At 34.8% G+C, this 17,528-nt stretch carries 19 protein-coding genes and 1 pseudogene; 16 read left to right on the forward strand and 4 right to left on the reverse strand.

From position 1 onward, the window contains the following. Positions 1-102: 102 nt before the first annotated feature. Positions 103-615: pseudogene (locus tag GOQ24_RS13770) on the forward strand (site-specific integrase); the annotation flags it as partial. A gap of 110 nt (positions 616-725) precedes the next feature. Here the strand turns inward: GOQ24_RS13770 and GOQ24_RS13775 are convergent. The 3 genes from GOQ24_RS13775 to GOQ24_RS13785 form a co-directional block, all read right to left on the reverse strand. Further along, the gene (locus GOQ24_RS13775) at positions 726-980 is read right to left on the reverse strand and encodes a helix-turn-helix domain-containing protein (RefSeq protein WP_160339952.1); all 255 of its coding nucleotides are present in this window, start codon (positions 978-980) and stop codon (positions 726-728) included. Positions 981-1,082: 102 nt separating this feature from the next. Continuing rightward, complete coding sequence (locus tag GOQ24_RS13780; RefSeq protein WP_160339953.1) at positions 1,083-1,631, reverse strand: GNAT family N-acetyltransferase; 549 nt, start codon at positions 1,629-1,631, stop codon at positions 1,083-1,085. Between the two features lie 31 nt (positions 1,632-1,662). After that, on the reverse strand, positions 1,663-2,067 hold the full coding sequence (locus tag GOQ24_RS13785) for a helix-turn-helix domain-containing protein (protein ID WP_160339954.1): 405 nt from the start codon (positions 2,065-2,067) through the stop codon (positions 1,663-1,665). Between the two features lie 182 nt (positions 2,068-2,249). On the opposite strand from GOQ24_RS13785, the gene GOQ24_RS13790 reads away from it, so the two are divergent. The 13 genes from GOQ24_RS13790 to GOQ24_RS13850 all read left to right on the forward strand — a co-directional run bounded on the left by GOQ24_RS13790 (position 2,250) and on the right by GOQ24_RS13850 (position 15,579). After that, entirely contained in the window at positions 2,250-3,884 is a 1,635-nt protein-coding gene (locus tag GOQ24_RS13790; RefSeq protein ID WP_160339955.1) for a hypothetical protein, read from the forward strand. Between the two features lie 22 nt (positions 3,885-3,906). After that, a complete protein-coding gene (locus GOQ24_RS13795; RefSeq protein ID WP_160339956.1) occupies positions 3,907-5,448 on the forward strand; it encodes a hypothetical protein in 1,542 nt (513 codons plus the stop codon). Positions 5,449-6,237: 789 nt separating this feature from the next. Then, positions 6,238-6,642 (forward strand): DoxX family membrane protein, encoded by a 405-nt coding sequence (locus tag GOQ24_RS13800; protein ID WP_160339957.1) that lies wholly within the window; start codon positions 6,238-6,240, stop codon positions 6,640-6,642. Continuing rightward, positions 6,635-7,213, forward strand: coding sequence for a TetR/AcrR family transcriptional regulator (locus tag GOQ24_RS13805; RefSeq protein WP_160339958.1), 579 nt, complete (start codon positions 6,635-6,637; stop codon positions 7,211-7,213). The genes GOQ24_RS13800 and GOQ24_RS13805 overlap by 8 nt, the downstream gene beginning before the upstream one ends. A 73-nt stretch (positions 7,214-7,286) precedes the next feature. Further along, positions 7,287-7,703, forward strand: coding sequence for an organic hydroperoxide resistance protein (locus GOQ24_RS13810; RefSeq protein WP_160339968.1), 417 nt, complete (start codon positions 7,287-7,289; stop codon positions 7,701-7,703). 11 nt (positions 7,704-7,714) lie between these two features. Further along, positions 7,715-8,710 carry an NADP-dependent oxidoreductase gene (locus GOQ24_RS13815; RefSeq protein WP_160339959.1) on the forward strand — a complete coding sequence of 332 codons (996 nt, stop codon included), beginning with the start codon at positions 7,715-7,717 and terminating at the stop codon, positions 8,708-8,710. A 26-nt stretch (positions 8,711-8,736) separates the two neighbouring features. Continuing rightward, positions 8,737-9,870, forward strand: coding sequence for an NADH-dependent flavin oxidoreductase (locus tag GOQ24_RS13820; RefSeq protein ID WP_160339960.1), 1,134 nt, complete (start codon positions 8,737-8,739; stop codon positions 9,868-9,870). Between the two features lie 27 nt (positions 9,871-9,897). Continuing rightward, complete coding sequence (locus GOQ24_RS13825; RefSeq protein ID WP_160339961.1) at positions 9,898-11,058, forward strand: iron-containing alcohol dehydrogenase; 1,161 nt, start codon at positions 9,898-9,900, stop codon at positions 11,056-11,058. Positions 11,059-11,075: 17 nt separating this feature from the next. Beyond that, entirely contained in the window at positions 11,076-12,059 is a 984-nt protein-coding gene (locus tag GOQ24_RS13830) for an aldo/keto reductase (protein ID WP_160339962.1), read from the forward strand. Positions 12,060-12,083: 24 nt separating this feature from the next. Next, positions 12,084-12,773, forward strand: coding sequence for a type 1 glutamine amidotransferase domain-containing protein (locus GOQ24_RS13835; protein ID WP_160339963.1), 690 nt, complete (start codon positions 12,084-12,086; stop codon positions 12,771-12,773). Positions 12,774-12,852: 79 nt separating this feature from the next. Then, complete coding sequence (locus GOQ24_RS13840; RefSeq protein WP_160339964.1) at positions 12,853-13,917, forward strand: NADH:flavin oxidoreductase/NADH oxidase; 1,065 nt, start codon at positions 12,853-12,855, stop codon at positions 13,915-13,917. A gap of 121 nt (positions 13,918-14,038) precedes the next feature. After that, entirely contained in the window at positions 14,039-14,578 is a 540-nt protein-coding gene (locus GOQ24_RS13845; protein ID WP_296952919.1) for an SDR family oxidoreductase, read from the forward strand. Between the two features lie 530 nt (positions 14,579-15,108). Further along, the gene (locus GOQ24_RS13850) at positions 15,109-15,579 is read left to right on the forward strand and encodes a RadC family protein (protein ID WP_160339965.1); all 471 of its coding nucleotides are present in this window, start codon (positions 15,109-15,111) and stop codon (positions 15,577-15,579) included. Positions 15,580-15,599: 20 nt separating this feature from the next. On the opposite strand, the gene GOQ24_RS13855 is transcribed toward GOQ24_RS13850, so the two are convergent. Further along, positions 15,600-16,238 carry a hypothetical protein gene (locus GOQ24_RS13855; protein ID WP_160339966.1) on the reverse strand — a complete coding sequence of 213 codons (639 nt, stop codon included), beginning with the start codon at positions 16,236-16,238 and terminating at the stop codon, positions 15,600-15,602. A 184-nt stretch (positions 16,239-16,422) separates the two neighbouring features. Here GOQ24_RS13855 and GOQ24_RS16565 point away from each other — a divergent pair, with 184 nt between their 5' ends. Continuing rightward, the gene (locus tag GOQ24_RS16565; RefSeq protein ID WP_006261795.1) at positions 16,423-16,689 is read left to right on the forward strand and encodes a transposase; all 267 of its coding nucleotides are present in this window, start codon (positions 16,423-16,425) and stop codon (positions 16,687-16,689) included. Positions 16,690-16,721: 32 nt separating this feature from the next. Further along, on the forward strand, positions 16,722-17,528 hold an 807-nt coding region (locus GOQ24_RS13860; RefSeq protein WP_208103230.1), incomplete at its 3' end, for an IS3 family transposase.

The raw sequence follows: 17,528 nt of genomic DNA on the forward strand, positions 1-17,528 counted from the left end.
AAGAATATTACAGATCTATATCCTCATAACTATAAAACGTTAATCACAGACACTATATAAGAATAATTACATCTCACAAGGTGTACTTGCTCGGGAGGATACATTACAAAAGATGAAGAAGGTAATCTGTGGATCAGAATTAACAGACAAAAGACAGATGCTAATATTACTATACCACTACTTCCAAAAGCTATTGAGATAATGGAAAAACATAAAGATCATCCTGATTGCATTGGAAAAGACGTAGTGCTTCCTGTTCGCTCTAATCAAAAGATGAATGAGTATTTAAAAGAGATTGCTTCACTGTGTGAAATAAGTGAACTAAACACACACAAAGCAAGAAGAACTTTTGGAAGTACTGTAACTCTTGGTAATGGTGTTCCTATTCACGTAGTAAAAGAAATGTTAGGACATCATTCTGTTAAGCAGACTGAGGAATACGCTCTAACAGAAGAAGAGTCTATCAAAACTGAAATGCAGAAATTAAAAGGTAAGCTTGAAGAAAAAGCAAATAAACAAACGGATAGTTTTACGGATTTACTTGAGAGCTTAAAAAATCTAAATCCTGATAAATTAGCTCAGCTAACTACCTTTATTAATCAGTTAAATGGATAACAAAAACTCCCTTGAATTCTCTACAATTTCTAATAATTCAACTGTCGTATTTGTAGCACAGAATTCGAGGGAGTCAGTTTCCAACCTTTTTAATGAGTAGAAGTTAACTTCTACTCATTAAAAAGGTTCATAATATCTTTTCTGTTGTAGTAATACGAACCAAGTATTTTGCGACACTGTAATTTACCACTGATGCGAAGTGTTTGTAATGAAGCTGGTGAGATACTTAGTAATTGCCTTGCTACTTTAGCCTTTACCCATTCAAGAGAGGTTTCTTTGTTTTGTTTAGCTAAGATTTCTTTTAACTCTCCAATGATTGTTTGAGCAAACAATCTTAAATCTTCTTTTGTAATTTGATTTTCCATGATAGTTGTTTTTAGGTTAAACAACTAAGATATATTGAATTAAAAAGGTTAGTGTTCTATTGGAACTACTGAGGTGGTTTTGGCTTTGAATGATAAAAATATCTATTTAACTGAAACCCACATAGCAATATTGTCATAGTATCTATCATTATCTTTAATAAAATTTGGTGTAGTACCTATCTCATTAAAACCTAATTTACGATACAATGCTATTCCTGCTTGATTTTCTGCATAAACATCTAATGTTAATATTTCTAAAGAATCATTATTCCTAGCCCATTCTAGAGTTTTATTCAATAATTCTTTACCTAAACCTATGCCTCTCCACTTCTTTAATATTCCCATACCAAGTATTGCTGTATGCATGAGCGCCTTTCTATGATGTCCAGTAACATCGAGATTACCTATTAATTTACCATTACATTCAGCAACTAACATAATCGAATTATCAGAGGAAATAAGTTTCTTTATCCACTCCAACATATCTAATTCAGTTTTATTGAATTCATCTGCATTAATAGGGATATATTCGGAATCATCCAAATATTCTTTAATTAGGTGTAATAGTCCTCTAGCATCAGTAATCTCTGCTTGTCTAATTAAAACTTTTATCTCTTTTTTTAGCAGAATCTGTTGTTGAATAAATTTCATTCTATACTTTTAGATAAATATGTAAATGTCCTTATTTATTTGAAAGCAGTTTTTCTAAATAAGCTATTTTCTCTTTCTCTGCTTCAAGTAATCGTTCATAAAGTTTTTTATTTTCTTCATGTGCTTCAATTAACTTATCAAGTGGATTAAAAGTACAGAAGTTGTTATTCATATTAATTGGACTATCTGTAATGGTACTATTGATAACATTCATTACTTTATCATCAGAGTATTCCTTGATTGCTTCTACAGGTACTTCTAATATCTGAGCAATACTTTCCAATTTAGAATCTTCAACAGATTCACTATTTTCTATAATAGATACTTGTTGCTGACTAATGCCTAAAAGCTCAGCTAACGTTGTTTGCTTCATTCCTTTTATTTCTCGGATTCGACTAATATTTCTTCCTATATGTTTTTGAGTGGCTGTTGTCATGGCTTAATCTGTTTAGGAGTTTTACAAATGTATTAAAGAGGTTTCTAAACCTATTACATATCTATCTCTAATAATAGTGTAAGATACTAATTTTCAATTGTATTATACAAGTAAAATTAGTTTGGTACCGCTAAATCCATTACAAACTTTGACAGTATTAATAACCAAAATACTGTCACTTTATGAAAACTAAATTAGAAATCAACGAATTACAAGGTATTCCTCTTGTCGTTCAAGAGAAACTTCTCTATGAAATCAATAATGGGAATGTTGAATTAATCTTTGCAACAAGTGCTCATTTTTCAGCTATCAAGCAAATAACGGTTATTCTAAATAAGGATATACCTGAGAATAAAAGACAAGAGCTACAAGAATCTTCTTGGACTAAAGAAGTATTTGAACAGTTTGGTGTAGTTGTAACGTTTTGTAAACATATCGTCTTTCCTTTTGAAAGTGATTTTCACTTTACTTATATCTCTCTTTATCTGAATCCACAGTTTATTATCTATTCTCGCAGAGAAAGTAGTTGGGGAAGTCTATTACAAAACTTTTATACTTTCTCCATTAGAAGACAACTCCTACAACTTGATAATTGGGTACTAGAGGTAAAACAAAAACGCGAAGATTATAAAACTCGTTTTATTGATTCACTTGTTAAACAGAAGCAATTTCAAGCTGTATTGATTATGTATGTGTATATCATACGCCTTTACCTTCACAGCGTTCAAAGTATGCTATTTCCTAAAAGTATTTTCATCTTGAATTCTGATATAGGACTATTAGAATTAATAGAAAATAACTCCCCAGAACTATGTCAAATCTTTATCAATAGTGATATTGATAAAGCGTATCTGTGTAATCTATTAAATGTTGATTGCAATAGCGAGACGACAATTGAAGAAAATGATCTTGCTAAGCTTGAGAGTGTATGTACTGCTATAAGTGAACAATTTGAAAAAGGAGTCAATAATTTTTTTACACCAAGAATTGAGTATCTACTAAGCGATTTAAAAGGAAAGCAAATTTTCTCTAAAGTAGAATATGAACAGTTTATGCTTAATGCTGTGATTAAAAGGCTACTTCAAAGCTACCGCATTGACTTAATCTATTTGATAGAAAGTAAAGTTTCTAATGACTCTATAGAATTACTCTTGTTCATTGTGGGGACTGATATCAAGATTCAAATGGAACAGCACATGTCAACCTTAATCAGAAATCACTTTAACCAACGAGTTGAAATTACTTGCTTATTGCATAAAACCACTTGGATAGAACGTCATGGCACAAAGTTCTTGCCTTTTATCTATAAGCGTATCACAGATGATAATGTTGTATACAGTAGAACCCCAAAAAAGCATGCTAAGTTTATTCTTCCCGTTTTTGAACTGCCCGAAGATACTGATAGCTCTTATTGGCAAAAGGATTTTTGGAAACTATGCCAAGATAACTTAGAGAGCCAATGGTTACAAATGGATTTGTTTAGTTGTTCTACCTATCAGATTGGACATGTTGTACAGTTAGGAAGTATTTTCAAGCAATTGTGTCTTTCATTTTTATATAAGAAGCTGAACTATGTACCCCATTTTGCTAGTCCTCGTTACTTATGGAAACTCGTGCAATGGGCTGATAGAGATTATAGCAATCAGTTAATGAGTGCAAAACAGTCAGATGCTCTTTTCTATTTTCTAAATACAAAACTACCTTACTTTCCAAGGCAATCAACCTCTGCTAATAATCCTTCCCAAGAGCAGTATGTAAACACGTTACACATTTGTAGTCACTTCTACAATCACATCAAAGAATTATATACCAATTAATAACCCTTAAATATTTTAAATTATGGAAACTAAATTTCAATTACTAAAAGAGCAGAAGTTCCCTGAGAACCTAGAGAAAAAGCTAATAAGTAGTATAACTGATAAACAAGTTACTACTATTTGGTACGGAAGAGTTTATAATTTATATAATACTCTTCATAACCTTAAAGTATTATGGCTTCGGGTAAAAGATAAAGCAGAAGTTACTAAGGTATTTAGTAAAGAGTATATTAAAGCACTCTTAGATGATAAAAATACACATATTGTATTATTGGATGATAATGATTTTGAATTGCAAGATGAAATAGGGAGGTCTTTTACCAAATTATGCTTAGGTGGGGTTCTCTTGCTCTATAGAGATGACAATTGTGAGTTGCCAAATGATTATTGCTACTCATCTGATGTTAAAAAATATAAGCTTAAATACATAGAAACTTATAAGCTTTTATCTTCTTACTCTGATGATTTCATCAAAGAGGAAACCTCTGGAGTGTCTTATCTCTATTTAAAATTCTTTGAATATGATTTAAGTGTTATTGAAACAATGCTCTTTGGAACTACTAATACACAATTTAACCTCACAGAAAGATTGTTATTACTTGAGCGAATTTTTGCTCCAATTAAAACTCTATTCATAAAGACTGACGACAACCTATATTACATAATAGATTCAATTAAAAGGGACTCTGAAACTGCATTATATGATGATTGGGCTTTAGCACTTGAGAAAGTTCAGGTGAAGTTACATAACATAGTTATACAGCTACTTGACAAAATTGAATTAGATTCAAGACCATATAAGATAAAATCAAAAGGTAAAACAAAGAAGAAAAAAGTATTCAAGTATTTAGATAAATTACTACCTCTAATTAAATCCAAGGGAGTAGAGGAAATCTATAAATTTCATGAAGTAGTTACCTTTGAGAATGAAAGTACTGTTAAACATTTTTATCTTTTAGTGCTTACTACTAAAGAGGAGGTTGATGAAATGAAAAAAGTAATTGATCGTTTTAGTTGTAAAGATGATAATGTTAGATTTACGATTATCGCTCATTCAAGACTCTTTATTCAAAGATATAGTTTTGAAAACATACATTTTTTTGAAAATGTAATAAAAGAAGAAAATATAATCTACTCAAATGGATATTACCCAGCTATTCATTGGATGGATAATTATGATTGTGATTATAGTGAAACTGCCTTTAAGTTAGATTATCCTATCTCCAAAATCAATAAGTTAATTAAGAAGAACATTATTAACTCTAAAAAAGAAGGCTTTATCTCTACAAATAAATTACATAGGTGCTTATATATAAAGCTACAGATGTATGTGCTTTTTCACACAAACTATTTACCTCATACTTCAAATCTAAATACTTTACTCAGTTTAGCTTTGTATGCAGACAATGATAATGCACCTAAATTAAATGTGTTAATTAATCAAATAGATTCCTTTTTGCTTACTTATACTCAGAAGAATATCCAGCAGAAAGACAATAATTTAATTTTAGATAACTCTACTATTGATTCATTAAAGCAGTTCTTCGATTTTATAGATGCATAAAGTAAATGGGGGATATTTTTTATTAAAAAAGGTTAGTAAAACCTAAAGTGGTTTATAAAGAGTAAATTACAAGAGAGTAAAAATCTATCGGTAACGATTTAGTAATGGTGCTTACTGCACTTACTTTCTTTTGATTTCCTTGTAAATCAATAATACAAATGTAATAAATAAAGGGTAAAGTACATCAGTGCTTTACCCTTTTTGTCTTTCTATTTCTACGTGAAGTGTCAATAAAAATCTCCCCACTGGTGGGAAACTGTGATATTGGTATCATTATTAATTCCAAATTTTGGTGTACAATTCCGAACAGATAGTGATAACTTCTAAAATATTTATGCTACGGAAATCGTATTGAGTAAAATATTAGCGCATATCCATCATCAGGACTTGTATGTTTTCAGGTTTTGGTTTAGCAGATCTTGCGGAATTCTTTACCAGACTTTGGGTCCCGACTTCTTTATTAACGACCAGGTCCTTTTTTCTTCATCGGTCTATGACCTTATCAAATTTTTAACAGAACTTTCAGGGATAGAGCTTGGCATACATTTCATTGGGGTGGCTACTTTCAAAAAAGAAATGATTAAAAAATGTTTGCCAGAACCCAAGGTTCAAAAAAATCGATGTTTATGGCAATCGTTCTGAAGCTGTAGTTTCGAACTTTTGGGGAAAGTGTCATTGTTATTAAATAGATCCTTTTATTACGAATATTCAAAATAATAGTTAGAAAAAAGAATGAACGTTCATTCTTTTTTCATATATTTGCACTATCAAACTCAATAAGTGGTGTAAATGAAAAAGTTGTTTTGGAACATTATAAGGATTATTCTTGCGCTGTTTATGATCTATGGAGGCGTACAGCATTTTATAAAACCGTATTTTTATCTGCCGTTTGTCCCCTCCTTTTTGCCGTATCCAATAGCTATAATATATATATCCGGCGTCATTGAAATTGTTCTGGGTATTGTATTGTTGTTAAACAAAAAATATGCTAAATTGGGAGCTTTGGGCGTTCTAGTTTTAATGATTTTATTTTTACCAATCCATATATGGGACGTGTTTTCTGAAAATCCAGCGATTGGTAGTCATAACGCCGCCTTAATCAGACTTCCAGTCCAATTTGTTTTAATTGCGTTGTCATGGAAAATCTATAGCCTTTTATCAGTAAAAACACACAATGAATATCACCATGATTAAGAAGGAAAAAATAACGGATAAAAAAAGTGCCCTACTGAACGCTACCCTAACATTGGTCAATGATCATGGCTTTCATGATGCTCCAATGTCTAAAATTGCAAAACTTGCGGGAGTGGCACCGGCCACCATCTATCTTTATTTTGAAAATAAACAGGATCTGATCAATACCCTTTACCTTGAAGTAAAGGCTTCTTTTAATAAATTTGCATTTAATGGCTACCATGAGGATATGCCCGTTAAAAAAGGTTTCGAAATAATATGGTACAATGTTGCTGACTATAAATTAAATCAAATAAAAGAAGCTTCATTTTTATCTCAATGTGATAATACGCCTATAATAGACGAAGAAATTAGAAAAGAAGGATTAAAGCATTTACAACCCCTTCTCGATTTATGGGAAAAAGGAAAAGAGGAAGGTATTATAAAGCCTCTTTCAATCTTTGTTCTTTACGCTTATGCGATATACCCTTTGTCCTTTCTCATGGCGATGCAGGATAGAAACCTGTACACTTTGGATAAAAAGGTATTGGATGAAACTTTTCGAGCTGCTTGGGATGCCATAAAATTGTAATATTTTTTTGTCTAAAATAAAGAATGAACGTTCGTTAATAATATAAAGATTTAAAGATTAAAGATATAAAATGATGAAAAAATTATATACAGCTAATGCAACTGCAACTGGCGGTCGTGAAGGACGTACTAAATCAGATGATGGGGTATTGGATTTTAAAATAGAGATCCCGAAAGAAATGGGAGGCAAAGGTGGTGCCTATACCAACCCAGAACAACTTTTTGCAGCAGGCTATGCGGCTTGCTTTGATAGTGCACTAAACCTTGTTGCCCGCAATCAGAAAATTAAACTCAAAGATACTTCAGTAACGGCTTCTGTCAATATCGGTCAAAATAGTGAAGGTGGTTTTTCGCTCGCCGTTGATCTTGCCGTAAGCATCCCTGAAATAGAACGTGAAACCGCGCAAAAATTACTTGAAACAGCGCATCAAGTTTGTCCTTATTCCAATGCGACAAGGGGCAACATAGAAGTCAATTTAAATTTATTATAAAACCTAAGAAAATGAACAAAGCAATTTATTTAAACAGTCGTCCAATTGGAAAACCAAAAGAATCGGATTTTAAATTTGTAAATGAAGACAAGCCTGAGATTACCAATGGCGAAATTATTTTAAAAACAAAATTCGTTTCTGTTGATCCTTATTTAAGGGGAAGAATGAGCGATGCCAAGTCGTATGTGCAACCCTTCAAATTAAATGAACCAATTTCCTCTGGATGTATAGCAGAAGTTATTGAGTCTAAAAACGATTCCTTTAAAAAAGGGGATTTTGTGTCTGGCTCTTTGGACTGGAAAGAATATCAAACTTCAAAAGGAGAGAACCTATTAAAAGTAGACGAGAACAAAGCCTCGTTATCTGCCTATCTGGGCGTTTTGGGTATGACCGGATTAACGGCTTACTTCGGCTTAACTGAAATAGGAAAACCCAAAAAAGGGGAAACCGTAGTAGTATCGGGCGCAGCTGGTGCCGTTGGTAGTATTGTTGGTCAAATCGCAAAAATATTAGGTTGTCGTGTTGTTGGCATCGCAGGTACAGATGAAAAAGTAGCGATGCTAAAATCAAAATTTGGGTTTGATGAGGCCATCAACTATAATACTGTTAAGGATATGACCAAAGCAGTTGCAGATGCTTGTCCAAACGGAGTTGATGTTTATTTCGATAATGTGGGAGGCGATATATCCGATAGTGTACATGTCAACATTAATAGGCTCGGTAGAATTATTGTTTGTGGAGCCATTTCGGCCTACAATGACACTTCTGCTTCAACAGGACCGAGAGTTGAACATTTTTTGATTAGGAAAAGTGCGCTTATGCAAGGTTTTATTGTTGGAAATTATGCAGAGAAGTTTCCTGAAGGAATGCAACAATTATCAAAATGGTTAAAAGAGGACAAACTTACTTATTCAGAAACTATTGTAGAAGGTTTTGATGCCATTCCGCAAGCGTTTATTGACCTTTTTGAAGGTAAAAACAAAGGAAAAATGATCGTAAAGATATAATTGCAATACCAATAATTATTTAAAAAATGAAGTCAAATTATAATAAGATACTTTCTCCTTTTACTTTTCCCGTTTCCGGGATTAATATAACGAATAGAATCGTACTGGCTCCTATGACCACCTTTTCGGGTAATGACGATGGAACTACTACAGATGCCGAAGTGGCATACTACCGTGAACGCAATCAATCAGCTGGGCTATTGATTACCGCCTGTGCCTATGTAATTAGACATGGCAAAGGTTTTCATGGTCAGATAGGTGCCGATTCTGATGAATTAATTCCAAGCTTGAAAAGAATAGCTGATGCCTTAAAAGCGAACGGCAACAAAGCTGTACTTCAGTTATATCACGGAGGAAGGATGTCGCCTCCCGAAGAACTCGTTGACGGACAATCGTTAAGTGCCAGTGCTGTTGCCGCCGTGAGAGAAGGCGCTCAAGTTCCACGAGAAATGACTGCAACTGAAATAGAAGAAACGATTGTGGCTTTTGGAGAAGCTACACGCAGAGCAATTGAGGCTGGTTTCGATGGGGTGGAAATACATGGAGCGAACACTTATTTATTACAGCAATTCTTCTCCCCTCATTCTAATCGTAGAACAGACAAATGGGGTGGAGATTTGATGAAGAGAATGACTTTTCCACTAGCAGTAGTTGATGCTGTAATAGAATCGGCTGCACTTTCATCGCGTCCATTCCTTGTTGGATACCGTCTTTCACCCGAAGAATTGGAAAACCCAGGTATCACAATGAAAGATACACTTCATTTGGTGGAAGCACTTTCGCGAAAACAGTTGGACTACCTACACGTTTCAGTGATGGATTTTTGGGCAGGTTCAATGCGGGATAAAAATGATACGGCAGCTCGGGCGCAACTAATTGCAACCAAAGTGGGTCATAGCCTTCCTGTTATTGGTGTCGGAAGTCTTCACACACCAGAAGAAGTAGAAAGAGTTCTCACGGGCAACATTCCATTGGTAGCCATGGCCAGAGAACTTTTAATGGAACCGCATTGGTTAACTAAAGTGAAGAACAATGCAGTGGGCCAAATTAGAACGGAACTGGATGTAAATACTCAAGATTTATTAAAGATACCCACGCCTCTTTGGAGCGCACTTATTTCAAGAACAGGTTGGTTGCCTGTGAAAAATAACCAACACTAATTATTTAATATCTAAAACAAAAGTCAAATGAAAAATTTTCAATTTAAAAATCCAACAAAAATACTGTTTGGCAAAGGTCAGATAGAGAATTTATCAAAAGAGATTCCCCAAAACGCAAAAATATTGTTGCTATACGGAGGCGGAAGCATCAAAAAAAACGGAATCTACGATCAGGTGAAAAAAGCACTTTCAGCTTATGAAGTTGTAGAATTTGGTGGAATTCCGGCGAATCCAGAATATAGTATTTTATTAAAAGCCCTACAAGTTATAAAAGAGGATGGCATTAATTTCCTATTGGCCGTTGGTGGAGGATCCGTTATCGATGGTACAAAATTTTTATCGGCAGCAGCCCTTTACAAAGGTGATAGCCCTTGGGATTTATTAACCGCGAATAAACCTACTACCGTGGGAATGCCCTTTGGAACGGTTTTAACCTTGCCTGCAACAGGTTCTGAAATGAATTCTGGAGCGGTTATCACTAGAAAAGAAACTAAAGAGAAATTAGCCATGGGCGGACCAGGTCTTTTTCCGTTATTTTCAATTCTTGATCCAGAAGTTGTGAAATCTATTCCCCAACGCCAGTTGGCCAATGGGATCACAGATGCCTACACACACGTTCTGGAGCAATATATGACCTATCCTACGGGTGCGTTGTTACAGGATCGCTTTGCAGAAAGTATTTTACAAACCTTGGTTGAAGTGGCACCAGCCATTTTAAAAGATCCATCAGATTACGCCGCTGCATCAAACTTTATGTGGAGCTGTACGATGGCGCTGAACGGACTAATCCAACAAGGAGTTCCCGGCGACTGGGCTGTACATATGATGGGACACGAATTAACGGCGCTTTACGGCATTGATCATGCAAGAACATTGGCTATTGTGGCTCCAAGCCACTACCGTTATAACTTTGACTCTAAAAAGGAAAAGCTCGCACAATATGCAGAACGTATCTGGAATGTTGTAGATGGAACAGTGGAGGAAAAAGCCAAGGCAGGAATTGAAAAAACTGAAGAATTTTTTCACTCTTTAGGAATCAAAACGAAACTTTCAGAATACACTGATGATTATTCAGAGACTGGAAGCATTGTCTCAAAACGTTTTACAGACCGTGGCTGGACCGGACTTGGAGAACACAAAACCCTTAGCCCTTCCGATGCGGAAAAGATAGTAGAAATGAGTTATTAACAATTGGAACAAAAAAGATGAAAAAAAGAACAATTGGAAAAAGTGACCTAAAAGTATTCCCCATTGGCTTAGGAGCCATGGGGATGTCGGAATTCTATGGGGAAACGGATGAGAAACAAAGTATTAAAACCTTGCACAAAGCATTAGACATTGGGGTCGACTTTATCGACACGGCCGATGTTTATGGCATAGGTGCTAACGAAGAACTTCTTCGGAAAGCCTATAGCGACCGTTGGAACGATTTGGTGCTAGCGACAAAGTTTGGCTTCGTAAGGGACAAGAACAACCCAGAAGTAAGGCAACTTAATGGTTCTCCCGAGTATGTGAAAAGTGCTTGTGAAGCAAGTTTAAAACGATTGGGGCGCGAGGCAATCGATTTGTATTACCTACATCGTGTGGATCCTAATACGCCTATTGAGGAAACAGTTGGGGCAATGGCAGAACTGGTAAAAGAAGGAAAAGTTAGATATATCGGGCTTTCGGAAGTATCTGGCGATACGCTAAGACGAGCCCATAAAGTTCATCCTATTACTGCGGTACAAACCGAGTATTCCATCTGGTCACGTGATGTTGAGCAAACCACAATGTCCGTTATAGAAGAGTTGGGAATTTCATTAGTACCATACAGTCCGTTGGGTAGAGGTTTTTTATCAGGAACCATCAAGGACACTTCAGAATTATCCGAGAATGATTTCCGACATACAGTGCCTCGTTTCCAAAAAGAATTCTTTGAAAGCAACAAAACACTTTTAGGCCGAATTGAGCAGTTAGCTGACAAGAAGAACGTTACACCTGCACAATTGTCTTTAGCTTGGTTATTACACAAAGGAGAAAATATTATTCCTATTCCCGGTACCAAGCATGAGAAATACTTGATCGAAAACGCGAAAGCTGTTGACGTTGAGCTTACACAAGAGGAGATGCAGTATTTGGATGATACCTACACCACTGTGGCAGGCGAACGCTACAATGCTAATGGTATGAAATTTACAAATCTTTAATAAAAACTTTAAAAATATATAAAAATGATAAAAATATTAATTGTGTTAACCTCTCATGCATTATTAGGAAATACTGGTGAGAAAACCGGATTTTGGATAGAAGAATTTGCAACGCCTTATTATTATCTAGTAGATAATGGCGCCAGCGTTACTTTGGCCTCACCTGATGGAGGTCAGCCTCCTATCGATCCTACCAGTGATAAACCGGAAAATCAGACAGAATCCACCAAACGATTTAAAAATGATGAGGCATTACAGGAAAAACTGAGCAAAACGCATAAACTTTCCGAGGTGTCTGCAAAGGAATATGACGCAGTATTCTATCCAGGTGGTCACGGGCCTTTATGGGATTTGGCAGAGAGTGAAGTTTCGGCAAGGTTGATCGAGAACTTTTATAATGCCGGTAAACCTGTTGCCTTTGTATGCCATGCCCCTGCAACCCTGAAAAATGTAAAAAATATTTCGGGGGAACCACTTGTAAAAGGAAAAAAAGTAACTGGATTTACAAATTCAGAGGAAAAACTGGTTGGTCTTACCGATGTTGTCCCTTTTCTTGTTGAAGACATGTTGAAGGAAAAAGGAGGTATATATAGCAAATCAAAAGATTTTGAGGCCTATGCTTTGGAAGATGGATTGCTCATTACAGGACAAAACCCAGCCTCATCGCAAAAAGTTGCTGAACTATTATTGAATCAATTAGAGGCTAAAAACTAGCTTTCTATAGCATAGGAAAGTTGGCTTTGAAGTTGAAATTTACTTTGAAGCCAATTTTCTATTAAAACATCTCTAGTACATGTCAAAATTATATTCATCCTTTACCCTTAGAGGTTTGGAATTGTCAAACAGAATTGTAGTATCGCCAATGTGCCAATATAGTGCAGAAAATGGCATGGCCAATGACTGGCACCTTGTACATCTAGGTTCGCGTGCCGTTGGACGTGCCGGCCTCGTTTTCACGGAAGCAGCGGCAGTTTCACCAGAGGGAAGGATCTCACCATCAGACCTGGGAATTTGGTCAGATGAACATATAGAACCCTTAAAACGAATCACAACTTTTATTAAAGCACAAGGTGTTTGTTCAGGCATCCAGTTGGCTCATGCTGGTAGAAAGGCTAGTTGCCAGCCGCCTTGGCAAGGAGGAAAACAAATTAGCCCAATAGCAGGCGGTTGGCAAACTGTTGCCCCGACGCCATTGCCATTTTATGAGAATGACGTAACACCTACAGAATTGTCTATCGAAGAAATTCAAACTATCATACAGTCATTCGTAAATGCTGCAAAAAGAGCCATGAGTGCTGGCTTCGAAATTATTGAGATACATGCAGCACATGGCTATCTGTTGAACCAATTTTTATCGCCACTAACAAATAAAAGAAAGGATAAATATGGAGGTTCATTTGAAAATCGTATGCGTCTATTGATTGAAGTAATTAAAGGTATCCGCGCTGTAATACCGCAGGAAATGCCTCTTTTTGTACGCATATCAGCCGAAGAATGGGCACCTGGTGGTCACACTATAGATGAGTCTGTGGAAGTAGCGACATTGTTAAAAACAAACGGAGTCGATTTGATAGATTGTTCCTCTGGAGGAGTTGTTAGAGAGCAAAATATTCCAGTTAAAGCAAACTATCAAGTTCCTTTTGCCGAAAAGATCAGGAAGGAAGTAAACATCGCGACAGGTGCTGTAGGTTTAATTACGGATGTCTATCAGGCCGATGATATTTTGGACAAAGATGAAGCAGATTTAATTTTTATCGGTAGGGAGATGTTACGAAATCCATATTTCGCACTACTCGGAGCTGATCAAATGCATATCATACCAAATTGGCCAAAACAATATGAAAGAGGAAAACCATGAAAATAATTATTAAAATCGAAAACTGAATAGTTAGAAAAAAAATGTATTGGTAGCCGGGGCTAATGGTACCACAGGAAGAATTATTACCGATATACTTTAAAAATCGGATGCATATAAACCGATTGCCATGGTTCGGAAACAAGAGCAAAAAGAGCGTTTTGAAAGTGAACAAGTTACCACGGTACTAGCCAATTTGGAAGAGGACTTGAGCCAAGCACTAACTCAAATTGACAAAGTAATTTTTGTTGCCGGATCTGGTGGTAAAAAAGTGATCGAGATTGATCAAAATGGCGCTATACGATTGATTGATGCGGCTAAGAAAGCTGGAATATCAAAATTCGTGATGCTGGATTCGATGGGAACTGACGACCCTTCACAGGGTGGTGATCTCGAAGACTATTTGAAAGCAAAACAAATTGCAGATAAACATTTGCGAGCAAGTGGGTTGGATTATGTTATCGTGCGGCCGGGAGCATTGACAAATGAGGCTGGTAAGGGTAGAATCGAATTCGGATCCAAATTAGACAAAAGCGGTAGCATTACAAGAACTGATGTTGCTAAAACCTTAGTTGAAGTTTTGGATGACGACGTTATGCAAAATCAAACTTTTGAAATTCTGGAAGGCAAGATTCCTATAGAAGAAGCGGTTCGATTAAATTAATGTGTTGAGGAGTTCAAAGGATCGGAAGGATATGAAATTTTGTAGATGATTAGGCAAGATTTTTAAAAACCCCATTACCCAAGCACCATAAATGTGGCTTTGGATCTTTTTACTGTCTCCATAACTCAATTGTTTAATGATTAAAATTAACTATCAATGATTTACAAGGAACTATGAAAAATAATGCAAAAGACTGAATTATAGTTATTTATCACAATCATTACCAGATTAAACTGGTAATGATTTAGTAACCTAACCTTGTCTTTTTAAGTCCAAAACCTATCGTACACCGACCTCCAACTTTGTACTAACATTTTATATTATAACGATTTTCACCATTTTTGCTTATTTTTGCTTTTTATTAATTCTTTTATTAAAAATTGCACAAAGTTAGGCAATGCCTTGCGGTTCGCTAACAAGAAATTCCCCCATAAATGCTTGACTAAAGTCTTCGCTTTATTGCGTTGCTTCTTGCGCTCGCTAAGCCATTACCAATTGTGGCTCCATAATTAATTTAAAAATTTAATATTATGGAAACTACAGTTTTAAACACAGAATGGCTTATCGCATCAGAAGTAGAATTGATTTACAAATCAAAAGTAAAGGCTTCACAGAGACCTCAGATTACATCTTCTTACAGTGCCTATCAAATAGCATTAAAGGCTTGGGATAGTAATAAGATTGAATTATTAGAACAGTTTAAAGTTCTTATGCTTTCTAACAACAATAAAGTACTTGGAGTATTAGAAGCTTCCTCAGGAGGAATAACAGGAACAATAGTAGATTTAAGAATCATCTTCTCAGCACTTTTAAAAGCTAATGCTACGGCGTTCATTGTAGTACACAATCACCCGTCAGGGAAATTAACTCCAAGTGATGCTGATAGACAAATCACAAGAAAGATTAAAGAAGCAAGTAAAATACTTGATATAACGCTTTTAGATCATTTAATTATAACACAAGAGAGTTACTACTCTTTTGCAGATGAAGGCACCTTATAAGTGCCTTTGTTGTTTTATTTTTATGCTGATGTGTTTTTATTATTTTCTCGTTCTCTATATACTAATTTATTAATATTTTGACTAAATGTAAAAATATTAATAATATTATACATTACTAATATAAAACACCAGCCTGATAATAATGTAGAAATATAAAATATCACTGCATTATACGCAAGCACACCATTACATGAAACATAAATTTCTAATTCTACGAAAAACTTTGTTATTAATAAAAAAATAACTGTTACTAACAACATGAGAATTGTAAGAGCAAATAATGCAATTCCTTTTTGATAAATAGAATATTTACTCATTGTATTAGATTTGTCTTGTAACTTTTTACTGTACCATTCTTCTAATGCGGTTTTAAATGTTCCATAATTTAAAAAACCAACAACTAAGGAATATGCAGTCATAGAGAAACCACAAAAAGCGACAAAAACTGGTAAAAAATTAGAAGTATAAACTTTTAATAAAACAAAGTAATCTACCTCTTTGCTGAAAATTAACAATAAAATGTTAAGGATCGTAATGATCCCACTCACACTCAGATATACCGTTTTTTTATGAAATTTTCTCTCCTTTAAAATAGCTAGTAATCCTTTAAACGAAGTTTGAAATTCCAATTTTTCATTTAATTTTTCCTTGCTCTCCATTTTATTATTGAATCTTTTATAATTGAAAGTATAGGAATTTCTCCTTTTTTAATACTAAAAAATAATTCCTCATACTTGTTTTTAGTATTGATTGTTTCTTTTACCCCAAGGTCATTTGTAGGCTTCCCTAAAAATCGGACAGTTGTTAATTCGAAATTATTAACTTTAAACAAAACTGTCAAGTATGAAAACAAGTAATTTTAGTGAGAGCCAAATCATTAAGGCTCTCAAAGAAAATGAACAGGGAAGATCAGTAAGTGAAATCTCTCGAGAATTAGGTATTGATAAGAGCACGTTTTACTATTGGAGAAAGAAGTATGGTGGAATGGAAAAACAAGAGTTGAAGCGTTTAAAAGAACTTGAAGAAGAAAATCGCAAGCTCAAACAGATGTATGCTGATGTTAGTTTAGACAATAAAATGCTCAAAGATATTCTGTCAAAAAAGTTTTAAGCTCAGCAGATAAAATAGAAAGGGCAAAGTATCTGTTAGAGCAATATAAGTTATCCATCGTTCGTATTTGTTTATTAGTTGGGCTATGCCGATCAATGTGGTATTATCAAAGTAAAAAAGATGATACAGAGGTCATTGATAAACTAAGTGAATTAGTAGAACAGTACCCTACTCGCGGCTTTGATGAGTACTACCATAAGATACGCAGAGAAGGACTTGTATGGAACAGAAAAAGAGTTCTACGCGTTTATCGCTTAATGAAACTAAGTCTAAGAAGAAAACATAAGAAACGTTTAATAACAAGAGTTAAACAGCCTTTAGAAACATCACAAGTACTCAATGAGTGTTGGAGTATGGACTTTATGAGTGACTTACTTACAGATGGCAGAAAAGTACGGGTTTTTAATGTATTAGATGACTGTAATAGAGAAGCAATAGCTATCGAAGCTAGATTAAGTTATCCTGCAAGGGCGGTAATAGAAACATTAGAAAACCTAAAACAAGAAATAGGTACTCCAAAGTACATTAGATGTGATAACGGTTCTGAATTTATCTCTAAAACCTTTGTAAACTGGTGTGAGAAGAATTTTATAGAAATTAAATATACTCAGCCTGGTAAACCAATGCAAAATGGATATATAGAACGTTTTAATCGATTTTTTAGAGAGGATATATTAGATGCTTTTTACTTCAATGATATTTACCAGTTACAAAGATTGGCTGATAAATGGAGAGAGGATTACAATTTTAACCATCCTCACAAAGCATTAGGAAATAAATCTCCTAAAGAATACAAGTCCAGATTTGATGAAGAATTTAAATTCTTCATCAAATCTGAA

The organism is Myroides sp. LoEW2-1, assembly GCF_009767705.1.
GTDB lineage: Bacteria > Bacteroidota > Bacteroidia > Flavobacteriales > Flavobacteriaceae > Flavobacterium > Flavobacterium album_A.

Bases quoted from the DNA above. Each gene is read 5' to 3' on its own strand.
- GOQ24_RS13815 (WP_160339959.1), top strand. From the start codon at position 7,715: ATGAACAAAGCAATTTATTTAAACAGTCGTCCAATTGGAAAACCAAAA.
- GOQ24_RS13835 (WP_160339963.1), top strand. From the start codon at position 12,084: ATGATAAAAATATTAATTGTGTTAACCTCTCATGCATTATTAGGAAAT.
- GOQ24_RS13800 (WP_160339957.1), top strand. From the start codon at position 6,238: ATGAAAAAGTTGTTTTGGAACATTATAAGGATTATTCTTGCGCTGTTT.
- GOQ24_RS13810 (WP_160339968.1), top strand. From the start codon at position 7,287: ATGAAAAAATTATATACAGCTAATGCAACTGCAACTGGCGGTCGTGAA.
- GOQ24_RS13825 (WP_160339961.1), top strand. From the start codon at position 9,898: ATGAAAAATTTTCAATTTAAAAATCCAACAAAAATACTGTTTGGCAAA.
- GOQ24_RS13850 (WP_160339965.1), top strand. From the start codon at position 15,109: ATGGAAACTACAGTTTTAAACACAGAATGGCTTATCGCATCAGAAGTA.
- GOQ24_RS13820 (WP_160339960.1), top strand. From the start codon at position 8,737: ATGAAGTCAAATTATAATAAGATACTTTCTCCTTTTACTTTTCCCGTT.
- GOQ24_RS13805 (WP_160339958.1), top strand. From the start codon at position 6,635: ATGATTAAGAAGGAAAAAATAACGGATAAAAAAAGTGCCCTACTGAAC.
- GOQ24_RS13840 (WP_160339964.1), top strand. From the start codon at position 12,853: ATGTCAAAATTATATTCATCCTTTACCCTTAGAGGTTTGGAATTGTCA.
- GOQ24_RS13785 (WP_160339954.1), bottom strand. From the start codon at position 2,067: ATGACAACAGCCACTCAAAAACATATAGGAAGAAATATTAGTCGAATC.
- GOQ24_RS13855 (WP_160339966.1), bottom strand. From the start codon at position 16,238: ATGGAGAGCAAGGAAAAATTAAATGAAAAATTGGAATTTCAAACTTCG.
- GOQ24_RS13775 (WP_160339952.1), bottom strand. From the start codon at position 980: ATGGAAAATCAAATTACAAAAGAAGATTTAAGATTGTTTGCTCAAACA.
- GOQ24_RS16565 (WP_006261795.1), top strand. From the start codon at position 16,423: ATGAAAACAAGTAATTTTAGTGAGAGCCAAATCATTAAGGCTCTCAAA.
- GOQ24_RS13780 (WP_160339953.1), bottom strand. From the start codon at position 1,631: ATGAAATTTATTCAACAACAGATTCTGCTAAAAAAAGAGATAAAAGTT.
- GOQ24_RS13790 (WP_160339955.1), top strand. From the start codon at position 2,250: ATGAAAACTAAATTAGAAATCAACGAATTACAAGGTATTCCTCTTGTC.
- GOQ24_RS13795 (WP_160339956.1), top strand. From the start codon at position 3,907: ATGGAAACTAAATTTCAATTACTAAAAGAGCAGAAGTTCCCTGAGAAC.
- GOQ24_RS13830 (WP_160339962.1), top strand. From the start codon at position 11,076: ATGAAAAAAAGAACAATTGGAAAAAGTGACCTAAAAGTATTCCCCATT.